We start from the raw sequence: 4807 nt of genomic DNA, 5'->3' as shown, positions 1-4807 counted from the left end.
TCCGCGATCCGGTCCTCATACATCCGAACTGCCCGCTCACGGGTCTCTTGGTCGAACTTTTTCGGCGCAGCCACAACCACATCCTCCTGGTGCGATCACGGTCTCCACCAGATCCAGGACGGTTCACACCTCCAGCGTGCCGCCATAGATACCCGTCGGCCCGGCCAACCGGAACAAATACTCGGCGCTGAGTCCGTCCGGCACCGCGGCCACCGCCCCGCGGATGTCCATCAGTTCCGGGGTGATGTCGCGCAGAGTCTGCGCGATGGCCACCCGGCCGAACATCTCCGGTGTACTCAGCGCCGCTTCCAACCGGGCGATGCTGCGGCCCAACCGATACGCGACCGACTCGTCGTCGAGCCGCCTGTTCCCGGATACCTCGCCGGCCACCCGGTCAACCTCGTCGGCGAGTAGCAGCGCGTGTTCGGACATGGTGGCGATCTTGCTCAGCCCACTGCCATCGCGTTCGACGGTGCCGTGCTCGGCGTTGAGCGCCTCGCGCAGCACTGCCCAACCACCGTTGACCGGCCCGATCCGGTACCGGTCGTCCACGCGGACATCGCTGTAGAAGGTGATGTTGGTGCGGTCCCCGTCCACGGTTCGGATCGGCTGGATGTCGACGCCGGCGGAGTCCAGCGGAACCAGGAACATGGTCAGACTCTGGTGCTTGGGCGCCGTCGGGTCGGTGTTGGTGATCAGGAAGACGTACTGGGCGTGGTGGGCGTTCGACGTGAACATCTTCGAGCCGTTGACGATCCAGCTCTCGCCGTCAGGCACCGCGCGCGTCTTGCAGGTCGCCACATCGGAGCCACCCTCGGGTTCGGTGTAGCCCAGGCACAACCACAACCGCCCCGACAGCACCCCGGGCAGAACCTCGTCCTTCAACTGGTCGGCCCCGAACCGGTCCACCGCCTTCGCGACCATCGCCGTGGTGCTCCAGTGAAACCACGGGGTGTGCGCCCGCCCGATCTCGAGCTCCCAGATCCGCCGCTGGACGGCCGTGAAGCCCCCGTCACGCTCGGTGCGCCAGTCCCGTTCCAGGTACCCGGCACCACCGAGCGTCAGATGAACCGTCTCGTCGAAGTTGTCGCCCGTCCGCCGATCGCGTTCGATGACGTCGTCGGTGACCACGGAGGCAAGGAACTCCCGCAGTTCCGTCTGGAAGGCCCGGTCATCCTCGGACAGTTCGACTTCGGCGAAGTCCATCGTGACAGCTCCCCGCTCTCGCCCGGCGCACCATTTGTCCACCATGCTGCAGCGTGACATTATGGCGTGACTTTGTAAAGCACATGGTACGTCGGGAAGGAGCCATCGTGGGCATCGTCACCACGACGTCGGAGACGGCGTTCACCCAATCCCCCGAGGAGATCTACGACTTCGTGACGAATCCGGTCAACTGGACGAAGACGTATCCGGGCAGCGCGCACGTCGGCAAGGTGCCGGAGAAGTGGCCGCTGGAGGTCGGTGACACCTGGACCGAGACCGGCCCCGACGGCACCCGGATCTTCACCTGGCATCTGGCCGTCGCGATGCGTCCCAGGCTGTGGATGTTCAACTCCGTGGGCAACCTCGGCCACGACAGTGACGGCAACGGCGGCATGCCGGGCCGGATCAGCGTGCAGTACGCGTTCACCCAGCCCGGCGAGGGCGTCACGTTGTTCAGCAGGACCATGACGGTCGAGGCGTACAAGGACTCACCGATGCCCGACGGCTTCTTCCGCATCGTGAATCCCGCGAACATCGACGCCTACCACCGGGCGATCGCGCGCGAATTAGCGCAGGAACGCCCGGCGTAGCGCCGCACCCTGGATGTCGAAGAGCTGAGTGCTGATCTCCCAGTCGGGCTCCAGCGAGTCGAAACCGTGGCAGGTGCCGCTGAACACGTGCAGTTCGGTGCCGACGCCGGCCCACATCAGCCGCAGCGCGTAGTCGATCGCCTCGTCGCGCAGCGGATCGAGCTCCGAGCAGGTGATCAGCGTGGGCGGTAGCGCCGAGAGGTCCTCGGTGCGGGCGGGCACCGCGTCGTCGGGTACGGATGCGCCCGCCCCGTAATGCCGCCACATCCACTGCACCGCTTCGCCGTCGAAGCCCGGCGTGGTGGTGAACTCCTCTTTCGACGGCGACGGCCGGTCGTCGAGCACCGGTTGGTGCAGCAACTGGAACACCACCGCGGGGCCGCTGCCGGTCGCGGCGCGCTGCGCGAGCCCGGTCGCCAAAGCCCCGCCGGCGCTGCTCCCGGCCACGGCGATCATTGCGGCGTCGATACCCAGTTCGGCCGCACAGCGGGCCGCCCAGTCGAGGACCGCCGCCGCATCCTCGAGCGCCGCAGGGTACGGATGTTCGGGGGCCAGCCGGTAGTCGAGCGACAGCACCGTGCACCGTCCGCGGCGGGCCAGCTCGATGCACTGCCGGTGGTCGGTGTCGAGGTTGCCCAAAACGAAAGCGCCTGCGTGGCAATAGATCACCGCACCCGAACCGGGCGGGCCACCGCGATAGATCCGCACCGTGACCTGGTGCCCCTGCGGGACGGCGACGTCACGCTGTTCGACCTCGACGCCGACGGTGTCTCGCGTCCTCGCCGTCTCGGCCCGTCGTTGGTTCAGTGAGTCCCGCACGGCGCCGAGGACATGCGGCGACAGATCGGTACGCGCGGCCGCGAGGTGGCGCAGGGCCGGGTCGAGACGCTCGGCGATGTCGCGATCGGTCATGGCGGCCTACCGCTGCCCTGCGGTCTGGGCAGCGACCCGGATCGCCGGCCGGGTCTGCGGGGCCGCGAAGACATAGTCACCGGGTCTGAACCAGCGGGTCATCTGCCAGAAGGCGCGGGCGCTGCGCGGCCACTGGGTCACCACCCGGCCGTTGGCCGCGCGGAAATAGTTGCTGCACCGGGTCAGCCACACGGTGCCCTGCATCCATGTGTCGATCGAGTCCAGGTAGCGTGTCATCACGTCGGACCGTACCTCGATGTAGGTCCTGTTCCTGCGCCGCATGTGTTTCAGCGCCCGCACGACGTAGTGCGCTTGCGCCTCCAGGATGAAGATCACGCTGTTGGAACCGACGTTGGTGTTGGGTCCGTAGAGCATGAAGAAGTTCGGATACCCCGGCACGGTCATCCCGAGGTAGGCGAACGCGCCGTCGCGCCAGGTGTCGCTCAGCAGCCCCGCGTCGGCGCCGCGCACCTCGATCTGCCCGAGGTAGTCCGCCGCGGCGTATCCGGTGGCGCACAACACGACATCGACGTCGAGCTCGGTGCCGTCGTCGGTGACCAGCGAACGCGACCGCAGCCTGCGTGCGGGGCTGGACACCACCTGGACATGCGGTTGGGTCAGGGTCTGCAGGTAGTCGGTGGCGAACACGAGGCGCTTGCAGCCCAACGGATGGTCCGGGGTCAGCTTCGCGCGCAGTTCGTCGTCGGGCACCGCCGCCTCCAGCGACCGCAGCGCGATGTTCTTGAACTCCTCGGTCTTCTCGCTGCCGTGCTCGATCACCGAGATGTTCGACTCACTGCGCAACCACAATCGGGTCCGGTGGATCCTCTTGGCCAGCGGGATGTGCGCGAACATCCATTTCTCCCTCTCGGTGTACTCCCGGTCCGGTTTGGGCAGCACCCAGGTGGGCGATCGCTGCACCGAGTACACCGTGGCGGCCTGCTTCGCGACCTCCGGAACAAGCTGCGCAGCAGTCGATCCCGTGCCCAGCACCGCGACACGGGCCCCGCGCAGATCCACGGAGTGATCCCACCGTGCGGTGTGCATGATCGTCCCGGTGAACGGTTCCTCCTCGACGAGGTCGGGCATCACCGGCCGGGTGAACATCCCGACGGCGGAGACGACGATGTCGAAGGTGTGCTCGTCGCCGGCGGCGGTGGTCAGCCGCCACTTGCCCGATTCGGGGATCCAGTGCGCCGAGACGATCTCGGTGCTGCACCGCAGGTTCTCGTGCAGGCGGTGACGCCGCGCGCAGCGTTCGAAGTACTCCAGGATCTCCCGCTGCCCCGACCACAGCCGTGACCAGTGCGCGTTCAGGTCGAAAGAGTACGAGTACAGGTGCGATTTCACGTCGCACGCCAGACCCGGATAGGTGTTGATCCGCCATGTGCCGCCGACCCCGTCCTCGCGGTCGAAGATGGTGAAATCGGTGAACCCGGCTTTGCGCAGGAAGATTCCGAGCGCCAGGCCGCCGGGGCCGGCACCGATGATGCCTACGGAGAGCGTTGTGGCCATCGCGTCGTCATCCAATCTGCAGGGACTGCCCACCGTCGACGATGAGCTCGGAACCGGTGATGAACGAGGCGTGTTCGGAGACCAGGAACGCGACCGCGTCGGCGATCTCCGTGGGCCTGCCGATCCGGCCCATCAACGCCGCATCCGCCAGCCGGGACTGGGTGGTCGGATCGAGCATCGGTGTCTCGACGGGCCCCGGGGAGACCGCGTTCACCCGGATCCCGGCGGGCGCCAGTTCGACGGCCGCGACCTGGGTCAGGCCGCGCAGGGCCCACTTGGACGAGCCGTAGGCGCTGTGGTTCGGGAACGGCCGGATCGCCCCTGTGCTGCAGGTGTTGACGATCGAGGCGTTCGCCGCGTCGCGCGGGTGCGGAAGCGCCGCCCGGATGCCGAGGAACGGGCCCAGGCAGTTGACCCGCCAGCTGCCCTCGAAACCGGCCGCCGTCTCATCGGACAGCGGCGCGCGGTGCAGCACGCCGGCATTGTTCACCAGCGCGGTCAGCGACCCGAACCTCTCCACCACCGACGCGACCGCGCGTGCCCACTGTTCTTCGGAGGTGACGTCCAGCTCCACCGCCATCGCG

Annotated in this window: 5 protein-coding genes; 1 reads left to right on the top strand and 4 read right to left on the bottom strand. The window is 67.6% G+C overall.

Translation table 11 applies throughout. The features are described from left to right. Nucleotides 1–123 precede the first annotated feature (123 nt). Nucleotides 124–1206, bottom strand: a complete 1083-nt coding sequence (locus ASJ79_RS19060; RefSeq protein WP_067958506.1) for an acyl-CoA dehydrogenase family protein — start codon at nt 1204–1206, stop codon at nt 124–126. Between the two features lie 107 nt (nt 1207–1313). On the opposite strand from ASJ79_RS19060, the gene ASJ79_RS19055 reads away from it, so the two are divergent. Continuing rightward, entirely contained in the window at nt 1314–1796 is a 483-nt protein-coding gene (locus tag ASJ79_RS19055) for an SRPBCC family protein (RefSeq protein ID WP_067958504.1), read from the top strand. On the opposite strand, the gene ASJ79_RS19050 is transcribed toward ASJ79_RS19055, so the two are convergent. From ASJ79_RS19050 to ASJ79_RS19040, 3 genes are all read right to left on the bottom strand, one after another. Next, nucleotides 1773–2708 carry an alpha/beta hydrolase gene (locus ASJ79_RS19050; RefSeq protein ID WP_067958497.1) on the bottom strand — a complete coding sequence of 312 codons (936 nt, stop codon included), beginning with the start codon at nt 2706–2708 and terminating at the stop codon, nt 1773–1775. The genes ASJ79_RS19055 and ASJ79_RS19050 overlap by 24 nt on opposite strands. Nucleotides 2709–2714: 6 nt before the next feature. Then, nucleotides 2715–4223, bottom strand: a complete 1509-nt coding sequence (locus ASJ79_RS19045; protein ID WP_067958494.1) for an NAD(P)/FAD-dependent oxidoreductase — start codon at nt 4221–4223, stop codon at nt 2715–2717. Between the two features lie 7 nt (nt 4224–4230). Next, on the bottom strand, nt 4231–4807 hold a 577-nt coding region (locus tag ASJ79_RS19040), incomplete at its 5' end, for an SDR family NAD(P)-dependent oxidoreductase (protein ID WP_067958492.1).

This window comes from Mycobacterium sp. NAZ190054, assembly GCF_001545925.1.
In the GTDB taxonomy this organism is placed as follows: domain Bacteria; phylum Actinomycetota; class Actinomycetes; order Mycobacteriales; family Mycobacteriaceae; genus Mycobacterium.
Note: the sequence above shows the minus strand (reverse complement) of the source record. Positions and strands in the feature narration are given on the sequence as shown.

Coding starts and splice junctions, on each gene's coding strand:
- ASJ79_RS19050 (WP_067958497.1), bottom strand. CDS start 2,708: ATGACCGATCGCGACATCGCCGAGCGTCTCGACCCGGCCCTGCGCCAC.
- ASJ79_RS19060 (WP_067958506.1), bottom strand. CDS start 1,206: ATGGACTTCGCCGAAGTCGAACTGTCCGAGGATGACCGGGCCTTCCAG.
- ASJ79_RS19045 (WP_067958494.1), bottom strand. CDS start 4,223: ATGGCCACAACGCTCTCCGTAGGCATCATCGGTGCCGGCCCCGGCGGC.